An 18,491-nucleotide genomic window follows, 5' to 3' on the forward strand; every position below is an offset into this window, starting at 1 on the left:
GCGAAAGGCGACCCCAGCATGACAGCCACCCACCCCGGCAACCAGACCCGCCACCACCACACCCCGCTACCGCCCCAACCCCCCGCCACCGCCCCGCTCGCACTGCGCACTGCGGCGCGTGCGACCGATCTGCGGCCTGGGCACGCCGTCCGTATCGCCGGCTACGGAACCCTGCCCGTGGCAGCAGCCGCGGCCCCGGTCGCGGCGCCGTTGATCGCGGTTCGGCTCGGCTGGGCCGGCCTGTCCCTGATCGTGCACCCGACTACCCCGTTGGACGCCCTCACCCACCACGGCGCCGCGCTCTACCGCATCTGGCAGTGCCACCACTGCCACGGCACCGGACAGTGGCAACCCGAGCGAAGGACGACGTCCCATGGGGGGCATTGACCTGACCAGCCAAAGCACGCCGCGCGCCCGCTTCTACCTCGGCACCCATCAACCCCACTGGCTAGAACGGGTCGATATCCCGCTGTTCGTCAGCCACCGCCAACTCGCCCGCCGGCCGCGCCGCCGTCAGCTCGCGGCGCGCTGCCGCTGGGCGCTGGACTCCGGCGGCTTCACTGAGCTGGCCCTGCACGGACGATGGATCACCCCGCCAACTGTCTACGCCGAGGCCGTCGCCACCTACGCCGAAACCATCGGCGGCCTGGACTTCGCCGCGCCCCAAGATTGGATGTGCGAGCCGGTCATGCTGGAACGCACCGGCCTGAGCGTGGCCGAGCATCAAGAACGCACCGTCGCCAACTACTTGCTGTTACGCCAGATCGCACCCGGCCTGCCGTTCATCCCGATTCTGCAAGGCTGGCATCTGACCGACTACCTGTCCTGCATCGATCTGTACGCCTCAGCCGGCGTCCGGCTGGCCGACCTACCCCGCGTGGGCCTGGGCTCGATCTGCCGTCGCCAGTCAACGGCCGAAATCGCGTTCATCGTCGCCATCCTGGCTGGCCGCGGTCTGCGCCTGCACGGTTTCGGCGTCAAAACCGGCGGCCTCAACCAGTACGGCAAGCACCTGGCCTCAGCCGACTCACTCGCCTGGAGCTACGCCGCCCGCCGCCAACCACCGCTGACCGGCCACCCCCACAAGAACTGCGCCAACTGCCTGCCGTATGCCCTGGCTTGGCGCGAGCGCGTCCTGGCCCACCTGGACGCAGCCACCCACCAGCAAGACCTCTTCGACCTCCTCGCCGAAGGACAGGCCGCATGACCACCGACCTTCGCGAAAGCGTTCCTACCGCCGCTCACCTCACCGGTGATGCGTCGCATTCCGCCGGCGCAACGCGACGCATCACCGACCACAACGCGTCGTGTTCCACCGCGGCGCGAGCCGACGCATCCCGTCAGAATGCGCGACAGTGCGCGTGGTGTGAGCAACCGATCCCCGGCACCGCCCGGCGTGATGCGGTGTGCTGTTCGGTGCGCTGCCGGCAAGCACGCCACCGCTTCCTACGCACGGTCGGCACCACGCCAGCCGTCGCGCCCGGCCGCACGCTACGGCTGGCCTACGCCGATCCGCCCTATCCGGGCAACGCCCGCTTGTATCGCGGGCATCGCGACTACGCCGGCGAAGTAGACCACCCTGCCCTGATCGCCCACCTGGCCACCTATGACGGGTGGGCGCTGTCCACCTCGGCCGCCGCCCTTCCCACGGTGCTGGCGCTGTGCCCGCCCGGCGTACGCGTGGCCGCCTGGCATCGCGGTGAACGCCCCACCGCCAGTCGCTGGCCGCTCAACGCCTGGGAACCAGTCATCTACACCCAGGGCCGGCCGAACGATCCGTCGCGCAGGACCTGCGCTACGCGGCGGGTCGATTCCCTGGTACACGGCATCTCCGCAATGACCACACTGCCCGAACGCGTGATCGGCGCCAAACCGGCCGCGTTCTGCCGCTGGGTCTTCGACCTCCTCGGCGCACAAGCCGGCGACAGCCTCGACGACCTGTTTCCCGGCTCCGGCGCCGTCAGCCGAGCATGGGCAGCCTTCACCACCACCCCGAACCCGTCGCACCTGGCCGCGGCCGACGCGTCGCACCCAGCTGGACGCGACGCATCAGCCGAAGTCCAGCCGTCGCACCCGCCGGCGCACACGACGCCTCCCCTCCACAACGCTGACACCGAGCTGACCAGGAAGGAAGCATGACCGTCTCGACCACGCAAGCGGCTGTAGCCTCGGCCCTGGACCACATCGCGGCGGGTCGCGCTGTCTTCCCCTGCGTTCCGGGCGGCAAGCGGCCCGTTGGTCACCTCGTTCCCAACGGCTTCCACGACGCCAGCACCGACATTGAGTTGGTGCGGGCTTGGTGGCGGCGATGCCCCCACGCCAACCTCGCCATCTCCACCGGAACCGGCTCCTTCGACGTCCTGGACGTCGATGTCAAGCCCGCCGGCACCGGCTACCCGGCGCTGCGCCGCCTGCACGCCGCAGGACTGCTGCCCCCACCCCTACTGGTCGTAGACACTCCCTCCGGCGGCCTGCACTGCTACTACCGCGGAACCAGCCAGCCCTGCGGCGCGCTGCGTGATCACTTCCTGGACTTCAAAGCCACCGGCGGCTACGTGCTCACCCCACCCAGCACCGTGGCCGGCCGACCCTACCGACACCGGTCGCGCCCGACCTCAATAGGACACCAACTCAATTGGAGCGCCATCCGTAGCTTCCTGCTTCCACCCAAGCCCGCCACCCACAGCCCCCGCCCCCCAGAAACGACCGCAACGGCCGCAGTGACGGCACCCGACGCCGGCGTCGCCGGCTTGGCCCGCTGGCTGGCCACCCAACCCAAAGGCAACCGCAACCGCGGCCTGTTCTGGGCCTGCTGCCGCGCCGCGGAAAACGGCGCCACCCTGCCCGACCTCGCCCCCCTCATCGAAGCGATCACCGCTCAAGGACTGGACCCCCACGAAGCCCACCGCACCGCCGCCGACGCCCTACGCACCAGCCAAGGGGCCACATGAAGCGCACACCAGGGGAGAGCCGCATGAACCACCCGCCAGACGGCGCCGCCCTCCTCGACCAACTCCGCGAGGCCCTGACCCGCTACGTGATCCTGCCCTCGCCCGAGGTCGCCGACGCCGTCACCTTGTGGATCGCCGCCAGCCACGCCCAAACCGCCATGGCCCACGCACCCCGCCTGGTCATCCGCGGCCCCGAGAAACGCTGCGGCAAAAGCAGGCTCCTCGACATCGTCGAGGCCACCTGTCACGACCCGTTCATCACCGTCAACTCCACACCACCGGCCGTCTACCGCTCCATCGGCGCCGACCCGCCCACCATCTTGGTCGATGAGGCCGACACCATCTTCGGCCCCAAAGCAGACGGCAACGAAGACCTACGCGGCCTGCTGAACGCCGGCCACCAGCGCAACCGGCCCGCCAAACGCTACAACGCCAACGCCAACCGGGTGGAGTCCATCCCCACCTTCGCCATGGCCGCCCTCGCCGGCATCGGCGCCATGCCCGACACCATCGAAGACCGCGCCGTCATCGTGCGCATGCGCCGCCGCGCCCCCGGCGAGAAGACCGCCCCCTACCGCTTCCGCCGCGACCGGCCACCCCTGCGCGAGCTGGCCACCGCCCTCAACCAATGGCTGCGCGCCGACCTCAAACGACTGGAGGAAGCCGAACCCGCCATGCCCGTCGAAGACCGCGCCGCCGACACCTGGGAACCCCTGGTCATCATCGCCGACCACGCCGGCGGCACCTGGCCCGACCGCGCCCGCGCCGCCGCCCTCGCCCTCACCGCCGAAGCCGACGACAACGGCACCCCCTCCACCGGCTTGCGCCTGCTCACCGACTGCCGACAAGCGTTCGGCCCCGACACCGCCCTGCCCACCGCCACCCTGCTAGACCGGCTCAAAGCCAACCCCGAATCAGGGTGGGCCGACTACGGACCCACCGGGCTGACCGCCATGAAACTCGGCGCCCTGCTCCGCGAATACGACATCCGATCCTGCAACATCCGCTTCCCAGATGCGCCACAGGGCAAGGGCTACCAGCGCGCCGATTTCCTCGACGCCTGGGCCCGCTACTGCCCCGCCGTCGAAGCCGTCCCAACCGCCGATGTGCTCCCCTTCGAGGGGGGTACCCGTCCCAGCCGTCCCAGCCTCATTTCCCCAGCTCAACGCGGGACGGCTTGAAACCTGGGACGGCTCAAGCCGTCCCACCCAAAAAGCCGTCCCAGGGCTGACCAGCCAAAACGAGGCTGGGACGGCTGGGACGGCTACCCCCCTCACAACCCGCCAACAGGCCCCGGCGACAAGCCGCCAAGCACCCCGCCGAGGCCCCCGCTCCGCATCGATCACACCGCATGGAAGGTCCATCACAACCATGACGACGCGTGCGAAAAGCCTGCTCACTATTGCCGAGGTTCTCGACGAAATCGACGTACCTAAGTCCACCTTCTACCGCTGGCTTCACACCGGACGTGGCCCCCGGTCCCTCAAACTCCCCAACGGCAAGCGTAAGATCCGCCGCGCCGACCTAGAGACCTGGCTCCGCGGCTGCGAACAATCCGCAGCCTAGGAGGACCAGCATGGAGTCTCTGGACGTCATCATCTGGAACATCCGTCAACGCAGCGGACGAGCAAAGCCGTACGAGCTCCGTTGGAAGGTCGGCACCGAGCCGAAGTCCAAATCCTTCATGACTCACGCTCTGGCTGATCACTTCCGCGCCAACCTACTCAAGGCCGCCAAGAAAGGCGAAGCCTTCGACACGATTACCGGGCTCCCCGCGTCCACGCTAAAGCCCGAAAAGCTCAACCTGAGCTGGTACGACTTCGCGCGAAAATACGTCGCCATGCGATGGAAGGCGGCCGCCGCAAAAACCAGGGAGAGCATCGTTGACAGCCTCATCGTCGCCACCTTCGGACTGCTGACCGGCGAAGCTGCCGGCCTACCAAAGAAGAACCTCAGAGCTGCCCTGCAATGGGCCCTCATCCCACGAGAAGACACCGAGGCTCCGCCGCCGCCACTAGAAAACGCCGTCCGACTTCTACGGAAAGGCACACTGGCCGTACATGAGCTGAGCGACCCCATCGTCGCACGCCGCGTATGCGATGAACTCACGCTCACCCGCGAGGGCGGACCTGCCGCGGCTGATACCGCAGCCCGGCGCCGCCGAGGTCTGAACACCGCTCTCGCCTACGCCATCGATCTGGGCGAACTGTCCGAGAACCCGCTCGAGCAAGTCAAGCAAAAGAAGATCGCGCGAGACAACAGTGTTGACCGTCGCTGCGTGATCAACCCCCGACAAGCGGACGAGCTTCTTATCTGCCTCTCCTACGTCGGAAGCTGGCACCGAGGCCGAGGTCGCCGCCTGGTCGCCTTCTTCGCCACGCTCTACTACGCAGGTGTACGGCCCGCAGAGGCTGTTGGACTCCGAAAGTCCGACTGTCATCTACCAGAGAAGGGATGGGGGCTGCTCACACTCGAAATCACCCGCCCAAGCAGCGGCAAACAGTGGACCGATAACGGCACCGTTCACGACCAGCGCGGACTCAAACAGCGCGAAGAACGCGCCGTTCGACTCGTCCCGATTCCCCCGGAACTGGTGGCCATCCTGCGCGCCCACCTGGAAGAGTTCGGCACCGCCCAAGACGGCAGGCTCTTCCGCAACGAGCGCGGCGGCGTACTCGGCGCCTCCACCTACTCGCGCGCCTGGGAAGAAGCGCGACGCCTCGCCCTGACGCCGCAGCAGGTAGCCTCACCGCTCGCCGGCCGGCCGTACGACCTGCGGCACGCGGCTTTGTCCACATGGCTCAACGCCGGCGTTGAGCCCACCGTGGTAGCAGAGCGCGCAGGCAACAGCGTCGGAGTACTGCTCAAGCGCTACGCCAAATGCCTGGACGGCCGAGACGAGCAAAACAACCAGCGCATCGCCGCTGCACTCCAAGCGTGACCTAGCCCGGCCCGTCGCTGGCCCACGGCTGGCCCACAACCAGCGAGCGCCAATGAGAACGGGCGGGACTCCATGAGACTGGAGACCCGCCCGATTCCGATATGTTCACCCTGGTCAGCGCCTGAAATAGCTGATCAAGATTGGTGTGCCCCCTGTAGGATTCGAACCTACGCACCCGGCTCCGGAGGCCGGTGCTCTATCCCCTGAGCTAAGGGGGCTCCAACGGGTCACAAGGCTATCAGCATCCCGCCACCACTCGGCACACGATAAAGCTCCGGGCACACATCCATCGAAAACCGCACGTGACCACCCCACTAGGAGTTAGCTTCGTGGCCGTGGGTGAGGTTCTGGGTAGGGTGCTGGTGGTTGATGATGACGAGGTCATCAGGCAGCTCATCGCGGTCAATCTGACCCTGGAGGGGTTCGAGGTGGAGACCGCCACCGATGGGGAGGACTGCCTGGAGCGGGTTCGGGATGTCATGCCCGATGTGGTCACCCTGGATGTGATGATGCCGTGTCTGGATGGGTGGGTTACGGCGCATCGGTTGCGGTCTGAGGAGGAAACCAGCCACATCAAGGTGGTGCTGATCACGGCCCGGGCCCAGGAGGATGATCGTCGGCGGGGCTTGGGGATCGGGGTCGATGCCTATTTGACCAAGCCGTTCGATCCGGCGGAGTTGATTCAGGTGGTGCGGGATCTGGCTGCTCGGGCGCGTACGCCCGGGGGCTAGGCGCCGGGGATCAGGTGGCGGGCGCGGGCGGTGGCGGCGGCCTGGGTGCGGGTGGAGGCGTCGAGTTTGGCCAGGATGTTGGAGACGTGCACGCTGACCGTCTTCTGGGCGATGAACAGGCGTTCTGCGATCTCCCGGTTCGTCAGTCCTTCGGCTACCAGGCTGAGGACTTCCAGTTCGCGGGCGGTCAGTGAGCCTGCTGTGGTGGGTGTGGTGAAGCGGGCTCGGCGCCCGAATTCGTCCAGGGCCGACAGGAGCGGGGTGGCCTTCAGGGCCGTCGCGGCGTCGCGGGCGAGGGTCCAGGTGGTTTGGGCGGAGTCGCGGTCGCCGGTGGCGAGTTGGGCTTCGGCCAGGCGCCAGCGGGAGCGGGCGGTTTCGTAGACGAAGCCGTAGTCGAATGCCTCCACTACCGATTGCCAGAGGGGCACGTCGTGGTGGCCGTTCACGCGGGACCACTCCGCTTCCACGCGCAGGGCCCAGGCGCGGCCTTCCAGGCCCATGGGGCCGCGGCCGCCGTCGGGGCCGGCCACGGCGGTGCGGGCGCGCCTGCGGAGGTCGTCGGCTTCGTCGGTACGGCCCAGCTCGGCCAACGCCCAGAGGCCGGTGGCGCAGATGCGCAGGTTGCCGGGATCGGCGGGGATGAGTTTGGCCAGGCACGCCTGTACGTGTTCCCAGGCGGTGGCGGGATCGCCCTTCCAGAGGGCGTCTTCCGCGGCCATGCCGCGGGACATGTAGGTGGCCAGTTCGCTGGTCCAGAAGGGGCGGAGCCAGTCGAGGCGGGATTCGGCGGCGGGCAGGCCGCGGGCCACCTCGATGAACAGGGCGAAGGACGACAGGATCGCCTCGGGCAGGGTGCCGACCCGGGCGCCGAAGGTCGCGGCGAGGTGTTCGGCGGCGTCCCATTCGCCGGCCACGTAGTGGATGAGGAAGCGCAGGAACCGCAGGTCGGTGCCGTACGTGCTCCACTTCAGCCCGGCTTCCTCCGCCATCCTGATGCCGGATTCCGTGACGGTGGCGGCACGGGTGAGCTCTCCCTGTTCATACAGGAGGCGGGCGCGGGCGAACTGGGCGCGCAGGTCCATGGCGAGGTCGCCGGAGCTGTGGGAGGCGGCCTGTTCGTAGCTGGCGGACGCGGCGGTGAAGTCGCCTTCCAGTTCGGACAGCATGGCGAGGACGATCAGGGCGCTGATCTCGGCGTCGGCCACGCCGGCGGATCGGGCGACGTCCAGGGCGCGGCGGGCCAGGGGGGCGACTTCGGTGTGCCGTTCGGTCCAGGCGAGGGAGCGGGCCGTGGTGGCCAGCGCGCGGGCCAGTTGGGCGGGGGTGGTGGCGGTTTCGATCGCGGCGTCGCCGGCTTGGACGGCGGCCTCGTCCTGGCCCAGTTCGGCCAGGTAGTAGGACAGGCGTTCATAGACCGGGGACATGGGCGGCAGGACGCGGAGCTGGGCCACGGCGCGGTGGTTGTCGCCGCTGTCGGCGGCCATGATCGCGCTGCGGAAGGCGAGGTCGCCGCGGCTTTCGCGGGCCAGTTCGGCGGCGTCGGGAACGCGTTCCCACAGGCTGAGCGCCTGGTCGTAGTGGCGGTGGGCCTCGGCGGGGGCGCCCAGGCGTTCGGCCTCCCTGCCGGCCTCGGCGGAGGCGCGCAGCGCGCCGGCCAGGTCGTGCCCGGCCAGGTGGTGGTGGGCCAGCTCGGCGGGTGAGGTCAGGAGGGCGGCGAAGGCGGCGTGGAGCCGGGTACGTTCGCCGGGCAGCAGGTCTGTATAGACGGTCTCCTGCAGCAGGGCGTGCCGGAACGCATAGCCGTACCCGTCGACGCGCATGAGCCCGCGCGAGACGATCTCGCGGACGGCCTCCTCGAAGTCGGCGAGAGGGAGGCCGGAGACCTCGCGCAGCAGCACGTCCTCGACGCGCCGGCCGGCGACGGCGGCGGCGCGCAGCACGCGCTGGCCGGGCTCGGACAGCAGCTCGACCCGGGACATCAGCAGGCTGGCCAGCCCGTCGGGGAACGTCTCGCCCTCCGACAGGGCGGCGTACAGCTCCTCGGCGTAGAAGGGGTTGCCGTCGGCGCGGTGGACGATCTCCCAGAGCTCCCGCCCGTCCATCTCACCCAGAGTCGCGACATAGTCGGAGATCTCGTCGGTCGCCATCGGCCCCACCTCGACCGACGTGACCGAAGGCAGCCGCTTGAGCTCGGCCAGCACGGACCGCAGCGGATGCCGCCGATGCAGGTCATCCGTCCGGTATGTCCCGACCAGGCACACCCGCTCCGTCTGCAGCATGCGGCTGAGGAAGACCAGCAGGTCCCGGGTGGAGCGATCTGCCCAATGCAGATCCTCGATGACGAACAGGACAGGCTGCACCGCCCCCAGCAGCCCCAGCAGCGACCCGAACAGCCGCTGCTGCGTCAGGCCGGTCGAGGGCGCGATCTCCCCACCGGGCAGGAGCTGCTCGAGCACGGGCCGCTCGGCGATGGCCGCCCGCAGCGCGGGGTCGGCGCCGCGCAGTGCGTCGGCGAGGGGGAGGTACGGCAGGGCGTCGCCAAGCTCGGCGCACTGCCCGATGAGCACGTTGAAGCCCCGCTCCCGCGCTTGCGCGACCAGCTCGGAGGCCAGGCGCGTCTTGCCGATGCCGGCATCGCCACCGAGGAGCGCCACCCCGGCGGTGCCGTCGCCGGCGATCTCGAGCACACGAAGGAGTTTCCGCAGCTCAGCCGAGCGCCCGATGAGAAGGCCGTTCACCTCAGCAACTCTATATGTCGAGGAATGGCGATTTATCGCACCGATCTCTAGCCATCACCGAGCTCTAGCCATCGCCGAGCTGTGGCTGTCGTGGGTGAAGGGCCCGCGGTCAACTCCGCGGTGCGTGGCGTGGTGGGTTCCGCGGCGGTGCGTGGCGTGGTGGGTTGTGCGGGTGGGTTGTGCGGGGGTGGGTTCCGCGGGTGGGTTGTGCTTGGGTGGGTTGTGCGGGGGTGGGTTCCGCGGGTGGGTTGTGCTTGGGTGGGTTGTGCGGGGTGGTGTCTGCTTGGGGTGGCGTCAACCCCCCATCCAGTACGGCAGGCCGCCCCCAAGCCACCCGCCGACGCGGGCGGGCGCAGGTCGGGGGGATCGCTTCTCACGTCGGACGCACGCGCCGCCGCAACGGCCCACATATACCCCCGAAGTGGTCCACGCTTTGCCATGGCCAAACCGGACAAAGGAAACACTGCTGGAGGAAGGGCCAGTGAGATAGCAGAGGGAGCACCGATGGATGGTGCACTGGAGAGAACCGGGCGCGGTCCTGAGCCCGCGAAGCTGACGCTGACGATCAACGGCGTGACCACCGCGATCGAGATCGAGCCGCGCGTGAGCCTGCTGGACACGCTGCGCGAGTATCTCGATCTGACCGGTACGAAGAAGGGCTGTAACCAGGGCGCGTGCGGCGCGTGCACGGTCTGGGTGGATGGTCGGCGGGTGGTGTCGTGTCTGACGCTGGCGGTGAGCTGCGAGGGCAGGGAGATCACCACGATCGAGGGTGTGCGCGATCATCCGATGCAGGAGGCGTTCCTGGCCTGTGACGCGCTGCAGTGCGGGTACTGCACGCCTGGCCAGATCATGTCGGCGATCAAGCTGCTGGAGGAGGGGCACGCGGGTGACGACGCGGAGATCGCCGAGTGGATGAGCGGGAACATCTGCCGCTGCGCCGCGTACCCGCACATCCGGCAGGCGATCAAGGAGGTGCGCGACGGTGCACGGCATTAGTTACGCGCGGGTCGCGGATCTGCGGGAGGCGCTGGCCGAGGGGGCCGATCCGGACAGCCGGTTCCTGGCCGGCGGGACGACCGAGGTGGACATGCTGCGCATCGGCGTGGCCCAGGAGAAGCGGCTGGTCGACATCAACGACCTGCCGCTGAACCAGATCGAGGAGCTGCCGGGCGGCGGCCTGCGGCTGGGTGCGCTGGCGCGGATGAGTGACGTGGCGGCGGCGCCGGTGGTGCGGGAGCGGTTCCCGATGGTGGCGCAGGCTCTGGAGCTGGGTGCTTCGGCGCAGCTGCGGAACATGGCGTCCATGGGCGGCAACATGATGCAGCGGGTGCGCTGCGCCTACTTCCGCGAGACGGCGATGCCGTGCAACAAGCGGGAGCCGGGCTCCGGCTGTGCCGCCGAGGGCGGGTTCCATCGGGGGCACGCGGTTCTCGGGACGAGCGAGTCCTGCTTCGCCACGCATCCGTCGGACGTCGCGGTGCCGCTGGTGGCGCTGGACGCGGTCATTCACCTGTCCAGCGCGAACCGCACTGCCGACGGCAGCGCGAACCGCACCGCCGACGGCAGCGCGAACCGCACTGCCGACGGCAGCGCGAACCGCACCGCCGACGGCAGCGCCAACGGCAGTGCGAACCGCAACGCCAACGGCAGTGCGAACCGCAACGCCAACGGCATCGCGAACGGCGCTGCGCACGGGACACGGTCGATGCCGCTGGAGGACTTCTTCCTGCTGCCGGGTGACACGCCGGAGCGGGAGCACCCGATCGAGCACGGCGAGCTGATCACCGCGATCGAGGTTCCGGCGGCGCCGGTGGCTCGCCGGTCGCTGTATCTGAAGGTGCGCGATCGTGAGTCGTACGAGTTCGCGCTGGTCTCGGCGGCCGTCGCGGCCGCCGTCGAGAACGGGATGATCACCGACATCAGGCTGGCCCTGGGCGGCGTGGCCACCAAGCCGTGGCGGGCCAGGACGGCGGAGCGGCACCTGATGGGCGGGCCCGCCACCAGGGAGGCGTTCGAGGCCGCCGCCGCGGCCGAGATGGCGCAGGCGGTGGGCCGGCCGCAGAACGCGTTCAAGATCGAGCTGGCCAAGCGCACGATCGTCCGTGTCCTGGAAAGGGTGTGCGTGAGGGGGAGCGGGTCATGACCGCGCTGATCGGCGAGCCCGTCACCCGGGTGGACGGCCGGGCCAAGGTCACCGGGGCGGCCAAGTACACGGCGGAGATCCTGCTGCCCGGCATGCGGCACGCGGTCATCGTCGGGTCGGAGATCCCAGCGGGCCGGGTGACCGGGATAGATCCCACGCAAGCGCTGGCCGAGCCGGGAGTCCAGGCCGTACTCACCCACGAGGACCTGCCGAAGATCGCCAACCAGCCGGTGCTGACGCTGTCGCTGGCGGGGACGATCGCCGACGGGCAGAGCTTCTTCCCGATGCAGGATCCGGTCATCCACTACGCCGGGCAGCCGGTGGCGATCGTGGTGGGCGAGACGCTGGACGCCGCCACCCGCGGCGCCGAGCTTGTCCGCATAAATTACGAAAAATCCGAAAAAACCATCACCGTCATCGACCAAGGCCGCGACCAGGCGTACATCCCGGAGCGCATCCTGGCCGGTCTCGCCCCGGGGCAGATGAGCCGCGGCGACGTCGCCCAGGGCCTGGCCCAGGCCGAGCTCACCGTGGAGGGCACGTTCACCTTCGCCGCCAACCACCACAATCCCATAGAGATGTCGGCCTCCGTGGCCTCGTGGGACGGCGACCAGCTCACGCTCTGGGACGCCACCCACGGGCCGACCGCCACCCAGATGACGGTCGCGCACCTGCTCGGCGTCCCGGTCTCGCGGATCCGGGTGATCACCCACTTCGTCGGCGGCAGCTTCGGCGCCAAGGCGATGATCTGGGCACACCCGACACTCGCCGCCATGGTGGCAAAAATCGTGAACAGGCCGGTGAAGCTGGCCCTCACCCGCGAGCAGATGTTCACCTCCTGCGGCCTGCGCGAGGACAACGAGCAGACCATCACGCTCGGCGCCACCGCGGAGGGCAGGCTGACCGCGATCCGCCACCACAAGCTGTCGATCACCTCGGCCTACGACGACTGGGCCGAGCCCGCCCTCAGCGGCTCCGGCGAGTTGTATGCCTGCGACAACTTCGACGCCGCCTACCACCTGATCAAGGGCAACACCATGACGCCCACGTTCATGCGGGGGCCGGGGGAGGCGGCGGGCCTGGCCGTACTGGAATGCGCGATGGACGAGCTGGCGGAGAAGGCCGGGCTCGACCCGATCGAGCTGCGGCTGCGCAACCACACCGACGTGGATCCGAACAGCGGCAAGCCGTACTCCAGCAAGGGCCTGAAGGAGTGCTACGAGCGCGGCGCCGAGCTGTTCGGCTGGGCGCGGCGCGACCCGCGCCCGCGCTCGCAGAGGGACGGCGACTGGCTGATCGGGACCGGCATGGCCACCGCGCTGTATCCGGTATATCCGCTCATGAACCCGCAGCGGGCCCGCGCCCGCCTGTACGCCGACGGCACGGCGGTCATCCAGATCGCCGCCGCCGACATCGGCACCGGGTCGGCCACGATCCTGACCCAGATCGGCGCCGAAGGGCTCGGCCTGCCGCTCGACCTGGTCAGGGTGGAGTACGGCGACACCGACCTGCCGTTCATGGCCGCCTCGGTGGGTTCCGCGGGCTCGACCGCGGGCGGCAACGCCGTCCACGTGGCCGCCACGGGGCTGCGCGATCAGCTCATCGCCCAGGCCGTCGCCGACGAGGGTTCGCCCCTGCACGGCGCCGACCCGGCCACGGTGACGGTCAGCGGCGGCGTCATGTCCGCGCGCGACGGCGCCAGTGAGAGCTACGGCCAGATGCTGAGCCGCGCCTTCGTCCCGGAGACCGAGTACCTGGGCAGCTACCAGCACAAGGTGCCGGAGGACTACGCGCTGCTGAACTTCGGCGCGCAGTTCGCCGAGGTGGCCGTGGACGCCGAGCTGGGCATCGTGCGGGTGCGCCGCCTGGCCGGGGTCTTCGCGCCCGGCCGGGTGCTCAACCGCAAGACCGCGCGCAGCCAGCTCATGGGCGGCATGTTCTGGGGGATGTCGCAGGCGCTGCTCGAGGCCACGCACATGGACCCGCGCTACGGCCGCTGGGCCAACCCGAGCCTCGGCGACTACCTGGTCCCGGTCAACGCCGACGCGCCCGAGGTCATGGTCGAGACCGTCGAGGTGGAGGACCGGGTCGTCAATCCGCTCGGGATCAAGGGCATCGGGGAGATCGGCATGGTGGGCATGGCCGCGGCCATCGCCAACGCCGTCCACCACGCGACCGGCAAACGCGTGAGATCCTTCCCGATCACCATCGAATCCCTGCTGTGAAGCCGGGGTGACCGGCGGGTGTAGCAGGATCTGAGGCCATGACCGACACCTCAGGACCCCGCCGCCCGCTGGTCATCGCCCATCGCGGCGCGAGTGCCCTGCGTCCCGAGCACACCCTGGCCTCGTACGAGACCGCCATCGCGCTGGGCGCGGACTACATCGAACCCGACCTGGTCGCCACGAAGGACCATGTCCTGGTCGCCCGGCACGAGAACGACATCACCGACACCACCGACGTCGCAGCCCGCCCCGAGTTCGCCGACCGGCACGCCACCAAGATCATCGACGGCCGTGCGCACACCGGCTGGTTCACCGAGGACTTCACGCTGGCCGAGCTCAGGACGCTGCGCGCGATCGAGCGCCTGCCCGACCTGCGCCCCGCCAACACCGCCTTCGACGGCCTGGCCCAGATCCCCACCTTCGAGGAGGTCGTACGGCTGGCGTGCGAGCACGGCGTCGGCGTCTACCCGGAGACCAAGCACCCCACCTATTTCACCGAGCTGGGCCTGCCGCTGGAGGAGCCGATGCTGGACACCCTCAGCCGGTACGGCCGGCGGCACGAGAGCGACCCGGTCTTCCTGCAGTCGTTCGAGGTGGGCAACCTGCGCGAGCTGCGCAAGCGCACCCGGCTGCCGATCATCCAGCTCATGTACCGGGGCGGCCGCCCCTACGACGGGGAACCCGGCTACGACGCGATGATGACCCCCGAAGGGCTGGCCGAGGTGGCCGGGTACGCCGACGGCATCGGCGTGGAGGCCGGGTGCGTGCTCCCGATCGGCCGGGACCAGCGCGTGGGCGAGCCGTCGGGCCTGGTCGAACGGGCACACGCGGCGGGCCTTCAGGTGCACATCTGGACGTTGCGCAACGAGAACGCCTTCCTGCCCGCCGACCATCGGCGCGGCGATCCCGGCCACCCGGCCTTCGCCCGCGCCCACGGCGACCCGGCCGGATGGCTGCGCCGCTTCGTGGACCTGGGAGTGGACGGGGTGTTCGCCGACGATCCCGGGCTGGCCCGCGCGGTGATCGGCTAGAGAGTCCCGGGGTGCGTTCCCTGTCACATCGCCCGGACGACGCGTAGGCGAAGGACAGCGAACACACCCCGGGAGAACCACCCCATGCGAAAGATCATCAGCGGCCTGTTCGTCTCGCTCGACGGCGTCGTCGAGGCGCCGGACCAGTGGCACTTCCCCTACCTGAACGACGAGATGATCGCCGCGGTCGGCGCCCTTCAGGCCGACGCCGACACGCTGCTGCTGGGCCGTACCACCTATGAGTCGTTTGCCGCGGTCTGGCCGCACCAGAGCGGCCCGATGGCCGACCGGCTCAACGCCGTCCGCAAGCTCGTGGTCTCCGGCACGCTGGAGCGCGCCGACTGGAACAACTCCAGCCTGATCGGCGGCGACGTGCTCGGCCGGATCGCCGAGCTGAAAGGCGAGCCCGGCGGGAACATCAGCCTGACCGGCAGCGTCACCCTCACCCGCGCCCTGCTCAAGGCCGGCCTGGTGGACGATCTGCACCTGCTGGTCCACCCGATCGCGCTGGGCACCGGCATGCGGCTGTTCGACGAGAGCACCGGGCGGGTGCCGCTCCGCCTCGTCGGCTCGGCCACCTTCAGCACCGGCGTCGTCAACCTCCACTACCAGCCCGCCTGAGATCCCGAAAAGCACAAAAGACCCAAAGGAGCATCATCATGACCGTCAACGACTACACCGCCAAGCTCGACCAGCCGCTGCGCGAGATCGCCGAGAAGCTCGGGGACCTGATCGGGGCCGCCATGCCCCAACCGGGCGCCCTCTACCACGGCCACCCGGTCTGGAGCCTCGGCCCCGCGCCGGGCAAGACGCCGGTGGCCTTTTTCAAAGCGTACTCGAAGTACGTGACCTTCGGCCTGTGGCGCGGGTAGGAGCTCGCCGACCCGTCCGGCCGGCTGGAGTCGGCCAACCGGCAGATGGCCGTGGTCAAGCTGCGCGGCGCCGACGAGATCGACGCCGAGCTGTTCACCGCCTGGCTGAAAGCCGCCATCGAGCTCGAGGGATAACGCGGGGGTTATAGCAGCCCTGAGAATAGGCGGGCCGCTCCGCCGGCCGTACCGTCGGGGCATGGTCTTACGGAGTATCGTCGCGAGCCTCGTGCTGGGCGCCGGGCTCGTCACCGCGCCCGCCGCCGCCTACCCCGTCCGGGGCGGGGACGCCTTCTCCGTGGGCGCGAGCGCCCGCTGCACGATCGGGGCGTCCGTGGCGGGCGGGTACGTCATCGCCGGTGACTGCGCCACCGTGGGCAGCACCGTGAAGGGCTTCAACGGGGTGACGCAGGGGACCGTCGCGGGGGCGAGCTTCCCGGGCCGCAGCATGGGCTGGGTCCGGGTCAACTCGTCCTGGACCCCGCGCGGCGTGGTCAGCACCGGGACGGGCGAGGTCCGGGTGACGGGCACCCAGCTTGCCCCGATCGGGGCGTCGGTGTGCCGGTCGGGCAGCGCGACCGGCTGGCGGTGCGGGACGCTGACCCGGCGCAACATCACGGTCACCTTCCCGCAGGGCTCTCTCCACGGGCTGATCGAGACCAACATCTGCGCCGAGCCGGGCGACAAGGGCGCTCCGCTGATGTACGGCGGGCATCTGCAGGGCATCCTGGTCGGCGCCTCGGGCAACTGCAGCACCGGCGGGCGCAGCTACTACCAGCCGATCATCCCGATCCTTCAAGCGTACGGGCTGACGCTGCTGTCCGGCTGACCTCGCGGGTCACGAGCACGTCCAGCTTGGCCGTGAGGGCGGCGAGTTCCTCGCGCACCGCGGCCAGCTCCGCCCGCGTCTGGGCCTCGGCGGGGGAGTCCTCGACCTCGTTCATGGCGTTCACCACGACCGCGATGAACAGGTTCAGCGCCACGAACGTGGACATGAGGATGTAGGCGATGAAGAAGATCCACGCCCAGGGCTTGTGCTGCATGACCTCCTGGGCGACGTTGCCCCAGTCGTCGCCGGTCATGATCTGGAAGAGCGTGAACAACGACCGGGGCAGCTCGTCGAAGCGCCCGGGCATGATCTCGCCGAACAGTTTCGTGGCGACGACCGCCGCGATGTAGATCAGCAGGACCAGCAGGCCCATGATCGAGGCCATGCCGGGCACCGCGGCCAGCAGCGCGTGGACCACGCGGCGCATGCTCGGCACCGCCGAGATGAGCCGCAGCGCCCGCAGGATGCGCAAGGCCCGCAGGATGGACGTCGGGCCGCTGGCCGGGATCAGCGAGACGAGCACGATGACCGCGTCGAACCAGTTCCACGGGTCCTTGAAGAACTCGCGCCCGTAGGCGTAGAGCCGCAGGGCGAGCTCCACCGTGAAGATGGCGAGGGCGACGTGGTCGATGGTGACCAGCAGCCCGCCGGCGCTCTTCATGAGCGTGGCGCTGGTCTCGGCGCCGATCGTGACCGCGTTGACGACGATGACCGTGATGATCGCCCGTTGGACGGCCCGTCGTTCGAGGAAGGCGCGCACCTGCGCTCGCCTTGACACCTGCATCGCTCCAGGAGATGGGGGAGTACTGACGAGAAGATCATCCCAGGGGCGTCCGCATATATCAGGAAATCAGCGGACCACCTCCGGCCGCACGCCCATGCCGACGAAGCGTCCCATCAGATGCCGCAGCGGCGGCAGCGCGCGGAAGGCCGTGAAGATCGCGGGCACGTGCGTCGTCGTGTCGTCCGACAGCCGCCGCGGATAGAGGTCGCGCAGGATCATGGTCTGGAACGCCTGCGTCACCCTGGCCGGGAACTCCCGCCGCGCCCACACCTTGGCCAGCTCCCGCTCGGCGGGCGGCCCGGTACGGCGCAGCGCGGGCCCCAGCAGGTTGGCCGTGGCCACCGCGTCCTGGATCGCCAGGTTGACCCCGACGCCCCCGGCCGGCGACATGGCGTGCGCGGCGTCGCCGATGCAGAGCAGCCCCGGCCGGTGCCAGCGCCGCAGCCGATCGACGCGGACGGCCAGATGCCGCAGGTCGGACCAGCCCAGCTCGCCGACCCGATCGCGCAGGCCGGGGACGAAGGCGCCCAGCCGGTCGTGGAGGACCGGCAGGCCGCGGGCCTTGAGCTCGTCATAGGCGCCGGCCGGGATCGTGTAGGCGAGCTGGAAGAAGTCCCCCCGGTCGATGGTGACCAGCGAGCCCAGCCCGCCCTGGAAGAACGGCACCCGCTCGCCCTCGTGGCGCGGCAGGCGGAACCACAGCACGTCCATGGGCGGCGAACCGGCCACGGGCAGCAGTCCGGCCTGCGCGCGCAGCCGGGAGTGGCGGCCGTCGGCGGCGATCACCAGGTCGGCCCGGATCTCGAGGTCGCCTGCCCGCGCACCCGCGACCCGGCCGTCCTCGATGACGAGCCCGGTGACCTCGGTGGAGCGCATCAGCCGGAAGCCGGGATAGGCGGCGGCCTTGCCGTACAGGAAGTCGAGCAGGTCCCACTGGGGCATGAAGGCGATGTACGGGCAGCGCACCCGGAGCCGGGTGAAGTCGGCGAAGGTGACGCGGCGGCCGCCCATGGTCACCGACACCTCGCGCATCTCGCTGTGCGGCAGCTTCAGGAAGTCGTCGAGCCAGCCCAGCCTGGCGATGACCTCCAGCGTCGAGGGGTGCACGGTGTCGCCGCGGAAGTCGCGCAGGAAGTCGGCGTGTTTCTCCAGGACGGTCACCTCGACGCCCTGGCGGGCCAGGAGCAGGCCGGTCATCATGCCGGCGGGACCGCCGCCGGCCACGAGCACGCGGGTTCGCACGGCC

The 18,491-nt window shown here is 69.8% G+C and carries 18 protein-coding genes and 1 tRNA gene; 15 read left to right on the forward strand and 4 right to left on the reverse strand.

Going from position 1 to position 18,491, the window contains the following annotated elements:
- The first annotated feature begins 18 nt into the window (after window positions 1-18).
- The 7 genes from FVE25_RS48515 to FVE25_RS48545 all read left to right on the forward strand — a co-directional run bounded on the left by FVE25_RS48515 (window position 19) and on the right by FVE25_RS48545 (window position 5,892).
- Window positions 19-387, forward strand: a complete 369-nt coding sequence (locus tag FVE25_RS48515; protein WP_157249713.1) for a hypothetical protein — start codon at window positions 19-21, stop codon at window positions 385-387.
- On the forward strand, window positions 374-1,207 hold the full coding sequence (locus FVE25_RS48520; protein WP_157249714.1) for a deazapurine DNA modification protein DpdA family protein: 834 nt from the start codon (window positions 374-376) through the stop codon (window positions 1,205-1,207). The genes FVE25_RS48515 and FVE25_RS48520 overlap by 14 nt, the downstream gene beginning before the upstream one ends.
- On the forward strand, window positions 1,204-2,139 hold the full coding sequence (locus tag FVE25_RS48525) for a hypothetical protein (RefSeq protein WP_157249715.1): 936 nt from the start codon (window positions 1,204-1,206) through the stop codon (window positions 2,137-2,139). Before FVE25_RS48520 ends, FVE25_RS48525 begins: the two co-directional genes overlap by 4 nt.
- Window positions 2,136-2,951: a bifunctional DNA primase/polymerase gene (locus tag FVE25_RS48530; protein WP_157249716.1), complete on the forward strand. Its 816-nt coding sequence runs from the start codon at window positions 2,136-2,138 to the stop codon at window positions 2,949-2,951. Before FVE25_RS48525 ends, FVE25_RS48530 begins: the two co-directional genes overlap by 4 nt.
- A gap of 23 nt (window positions 2,952-2,974) precedes the next feature.
- Entirely contained in the window at window positions 2,975-4,132 is a 1,158-nt protein-coding gene (locus FVE25_RS48535) for a DUF3631 domain-containing protein (protein ID WP_157249717.1), read from the forward strand.
- Between the two features lie 190 nt (window positions 4,133-4,322).
- A complete protein-coding gene (locus FVE25_RS48540; protein WP_157249718.1) occupies window positions 4,323-4,517 on the forward strand; it encodes a helix-turn-helix transcriptional regulator in 195 nt (64 codons plus the stop codon).
- Window positions 4,518-4,527: 10 nt separating this feature from the next.
- Entirely contained in the window at window positions 4,528-5,892 is a 1,365-nt protein-coding gene (locus tag FVE25_RS48545) for a tyrosine-type recombinase/integrase (RefSeq protein ID WP_157249719.1), read from the forward strand.
- 146 nt (window positions 5,893-6,038) lie between these two features.
- On the opposite strand, the gene FVE25_RS48550 is transcribed toward FVE25_RS48545, so the two are convergent.
- A tRNA-Arg gene (locus FVE25_RS48550) sits at window positions 6,039-6,110 on the reverse strand.
- Between the two features lie 117 nt (window positions 6,111-6,227).
- Between FVE25_RS48550 and FVE25_RS48555 the strand changes: the two genes are divergently transcribed.
- Window positions 6,228-6,623 carry a response regulator transcription factor gene (locus tag FVE25_RS48555; protein ID WP_246267460.1) on the forward strand — a complete coding sequence of 132 codons (396 nt, stop codon included), beginning with the start codon at window positions 6,228-6,230 and terminating at the stop codon, window positions 6,621-6,623.
- On the opposite strand, the gene FVE25_RS56685 is transcribed toward FVE25_RS48555, so the two are convergent.
- On the reverse strand, window positions 6,620-9,361 hold the full coding sequence (locus FVE25_RS56685) for an ATP-binding protein (protein ID WP_157249720.1): 2,742 nt from the start codon (window positions 9,359-9,361) through the stop codon (window positions 6,620-6,622). The genes FVE25_RS48555 and FVE25_RS56685 overlap by 4 nt on opposite strands.
- A gap of 504 nt (window positions 9,362-9,865) precedes the next feature.
- On the opposite strand from FVE25_RS56685, the gene FVE25_RS48565 reads away from it, so the two are divergent.
- The 7 genes from FVE25_RS48565 (at window position 9,866) to FVE25_RS48595 (ending at window position 16,461) form a co-directional block, all read left to right on the forward strand.
- Window positions 9,866-10,360 carry a (2Fe-2S)-binding protein gene (locus FVE25_RS48565; protein ID WP_181019716.1) on the forward strand — a complete coding sequence of 165 codons (495 nt, stop codon included), beginning with the start codon at window positions 9,866-9,868 and terminating at the stop codon, window positions 10,358-10,360.
- Window positions 10,347-11,507 carry an FAD binding domain-containing protein gene (locus FVE25_RS55940; protein ID WP_157249722.1) on the forward strand — a complete coding sequence of 387 codons (1,161 nt, stop codon included), beginning with the start codon at window positions 10,347-10,349 and terminating at the stop codon, window positions 11,505-11,507. Before FVE25_RS48565 ends, FVE25_RS55940 begins: the two co-directional genes overlap by 14 nt.
- Window positions 11,504-13,732 carry a xanthine dehydrogenase family protein molybdopterin-binding subunit gene (locus FVE25_RS48575; RefSeq protein WP_157249723.1) on the forward strand — a complete coding sequence of 743 codons (2,229 nt, stop codon included), beginning with the start codon at window positions 11,504-11,506 and terminating at the stop codon, window positions 13,730-13,732. Before FVE25_RS55940 ends, FVE25_RS48575 begins: the two co-directional genes overlap by 4 nt.
- A gap of 38 nt (window positions 13,733-13,770) precedes the next feature.
- A complete protein-coding gene (locus FVE25_RS48580) occupies window positions 13,771-14,763 on the forward strand; it encodes a glycerophosphodiester phosphodiesterase (RefSeq protein ID WP_157249724.1) in 993 nt (330 codons plus the stop codon).
- Window positions 14,764-14,847: 84 nt separating this feature from the next.
- Window positions 14,848-15,384, forward strand: a complete 537-nt coding sequence (locus FVE25_RS48585) for a dihydrofolate reductase family protein (protein WP_157249725.1) — start codon at window positions 14,848-14,850, stop codon at window positions 15,382-15,384.
- Between the two features lie 38 nt (window positions 15,385-15,422).
- Window positions 15,423-15,635: a hypothetical protein gene (locus FVE25_RS54755; protein WP_219825644.1), complete on the forward strand. Its 213-nt coding sequence runs from the start codon at window positions 15,423-15,425 to the stop codon at window positions 15,633-15,635.
- A 196-nt stretch (window positions 15,636-15,831) separates the two neighbouring features.
- Entirely contained in the window at window positions 15,832-16,461 is a 630-nt protein-coding gene (locus FVE25_RS48595; RefSeq protein WP_157249726.1) for a S1 family peptidase, read from the forward strand.
- Here the strand turns inward: FVE25_RS48595 and FVE25_RS48600 are convergent.
- The gene (locus tag FVE25_RS48600; protein ID WP_246267466.1) at window positions 16,415-17,239 is read right to left on the reverse strand and encodes an ion transporter; all 825 of its coding nucleotides are present in this window, start codon (window positions 17,237-17,239) and stop codon (window positions 16,415-16,417) included. The two genes, FVE25_RS48595 and FVE25_RS48600, sit on opposite strands and share 47 nt — an antisense overlap.
- A gap of 72 nt (window positions 17,240-17,311) precedes the next feature.
- Entirely contained in the window at window positions 17,312-18,487 is a 1,176-nt protein-coding gene (locus FVE25_RS48605) for an FAD-dependent oxidoreductase (protein ID WP_246267468.1), read from the reverse strand.
- Window positions 18,488-18,491: the final 4 nt, after the last annotated feature.

Origin of the sequence: Nonomuraea typhae (assembly GCF_009760925.1) — a bacterium.
GTDB lineage: Bacteria > Actinomycetota > Actinomycetes > Streptosporangiales > Streptosporangiaceae > Nonomuraea > Nonomuraea typhae.